This window comes from Clostridium gallinarum (assembly GCF_014836325.1).
Lineage (GTDB): Bacteria > Bacillota > Clostridia > Clostridiales > Clostridiaceae > Clostridium > Clostridium gallinarum.
Genome location: NZ_JACSQZ010000114.1, coordinates 1 through 2,908 on the forward strand (window position 1 = coordinate 1; position 2,908 = coordinate 2,908).

Consider the following 2,908-nt stretch of genomic DNA (forward strand, 5'->3'; position numbering starts at 1 on the left):
AGGTCAAGCTACAAAGGGCGCATGGTGAATGCCTTGGCATCAGGAGCCGATGAAGGACGTGATAAGCTGCGATAAGCTTCGGGTAGGCGCACATAGCCAGTGATCCGAAGATTTCCGAATGAGGGAACTCACATGGGAAACCCCATGTATCCTGTAATGAATACATAGTTGCAGGAAGGTAAACCTAGGGAACTGAAACATCTAAGTACCTAGAGGAAGAGAAAGAAAAATCGATTTTCTTAGTAGCGGCGAGCGAAAGGGAAAGAGCCCAAACCAGAGATTTATCTCTGGGGTTGCGGACAGAACATAACGGGAAATTATGACTAATTGAAGACAACTGGAAAGTTGCGCCATAGAGTGTAATAGCCACGTAAGTGAAAGTTATAACTACTAAGTTCTGATCCAGAGTACCACGAGACACGTGAAACCTTGTGGGAAGCAGGGAGGACCACCTCCCAAGGCTAAATACTACCTGATGACCGATAGTGAAGAAGTACCGTGAGGGAAAGGTGAAAAGAACCCCGGGAGGGGAGTGAAATAGAACCTGAAACCGTGTGCCTACAACCGGTCAAAGCCCCTTATGAGGGTGATGACGTGCTTTTTGTAGAACGAGCCAACGAGTTACGGTATGTAGCAAGGTTAAGTACTTAAGGTACGGAGCCGAAGGGAAACCGAGTCTTAATAGGGCGACTAGTTGCATGCCGTAGACCCGAAACCGGGTGACCTATCCATGGCCAGGTTGAAGCGGGGGTAAAACCCCGTGGAGGACCGAACCACGTTGCTGTTGAAAAAGCATGGGATGAGCTGTGGATAGCGGAGAAATTCCAATCGAACTCGGAGATAGCTGGTTCTCCTCGAAATAGCTTTAGGGCTAGCGTCGGATATGAGTAATGGAGGTAGAGCACTGAATGGGCTAGGGGGCATATCGCTTACCGAACCTTATCAAACTCCGAATGCCATATACTATTAGTCCGGCAGTCAGACTACGAATGATAAGATCCGTGGTCAAAAGGGAAAAAGCCCAGATCGTCAGCTAAGGTCCCAAAGTGTAAGTTAAGTGGTAAAGGATGTGGGATTTCTAAGACAACTAGGATGTTGGCTTAGAAGCAGCCACTCATTTAAAGAGTGCGTAATAGCTCACTAGTCGAGAGATCCTGCGCCGAAAATGTCCGGGGCTCAAACTTACCACCGAAGCTACGGGCTCAAGATTACTTGAGCGGTAGAGGAGCGTCGTAATCGGGCTGAAGTCGTACCGTAAGGAGCGGTGGACTGATTACGAGTGAGAATGTTGGCATTAGTAGCGAGATGTAAGTGAGAATCTTACAGGCCGAAAATCTAAGGTTTCCTGGGGAAGGCTCGTCCGCCCAGGGTTAGTCGGGACCTAAGCCGAGGCCGAAAGGCGTAGGTGATGGACAATTGGTTGATATTCCAATACCACTATTATCGTTATTATCGATGGTGTGACGGAGAAGGATAGGATGTGCTAGCGATTGGAAATGCTAGTCTAAGCATTTAGGGAGTTAAGATAGGCAAATCCGTTTTAACAATCCTGAGGTGTGATGGGGAAGGTCATTATGACTGAAGTATCTGATTCCCTGCTTCCAAGAAAAGCATCTAGAGAGAGAAGTAGTGCCCGTACCGCAAACCGACACAGGTAGATGAGGAGAGAATCCTAAGGCCATCGGAAGAATTGCAGTTAAGGAACTAGGCAAATTGACCCCGTAAGTTAGCGAGAAGGGGTGCCTACGAGAGTAGGCCGCAGAGAATAGGCCCAAGCAACTGTTTAGCAAAAACACAGGTCTCTGCTAAAGCGCAAGCTGATGTATAGGGGCTGACGCCTGCCCGGTGCTGGAAGGTTAAGGGGAACACTTAGCGCAAGCGAAGGTGTGAACTTAAGCCCCAGTAAACGGCGGCCGTAACTATAACGGTCCTAAGGTAGCGAAATTCCTTGTCAGGTAAGTTCTGACCCGCACGAATGGCGTAATGACTTGGGCACTGTCTCAACTGCAAATCCGGCGAAGTTGTAGTGCGAGTGAAGATGCTCGCTACCCGCGATTGGACGGAAAGACCCCGTAGAGCTTTACTGTAGCTTAGCATTGAGTTTCGATATTGTCTGTACAGGATAGGTGGGAGACTGAGAAGCTAGGGCGTCAGCCTTAGTGGAGTCAACCTTGGGATACCACCCTGACAGTATTGGGATTCTAACCGGACGCCATGAAACTGGTGACGGGACATTGTTAGGTGGGCAGTTTGACTGGGGCGGTCGCCTCCTAAAAAGTAACGGAGGCGCCCAAAGGTTCCCTCAGAACGGTCGGAAATCGTTCGTAGAGTGCAAAGGCAGAAGGGAGCCTGACTGCGACACCCACAAGTGGAGCAGGGACGAAAGTCGGGCTTAGTGATCCGGTGGTACCTCGTGGGAGGGCCATCGCTCAACGGATAAAAGCTACCTCGGGGATAACAGGCTGATCTCCCCCAAGAGTCCACATCGACGGGGAGGTTTGGCACCTCGATGTCGGCTCGTCGCATCCTGGGGCTGTAGTAGGTCCCAAGGGTTGGGCTGTTCGCCCATTAAAGCGGCACGCGAGCTGGGTTCAGAACGTCGTGAGACAGTTCGGTCCCTATCCGTCGCGGGCGTAGGAAATTTGAGAGGAGCTGTCCTTAGTACGAGAGGACCGGGATGGACTGACCTCTGGTGCACCAGTTGTTCCGCCAGGAGCATGGCTGGGTAGCTAAGTCGGGAAGGGATAAACGCTGAAAGCATCTAAGCGTGAAGCCCCCCTCAAGATGAGATTTCCCATAGCATAAGCTAGTAAGACCCCTTGAAGAACACAAGGTTGATAGGTCAGAGGTGTAAGTGTGGTAACATATTTAGCTGACTGATACTAATAGGTCGAGGGCTTGACCAAAA

1 rRNA gene is annotated in these 2,908 nt (G+C 50.2%); it reads left to right on the forward strand.

Annotated elements, in window-relative coordinates:
- The first annotated feature begins 1 nt into the window (after window position 1).
- A 23S ribosomal RNA gene (locus H9660_RS15985) occupies window positions 2–2,906 on the forward strand.
- Window positions 2,907–2,908 lie beyond the last annotated feature (2 nt).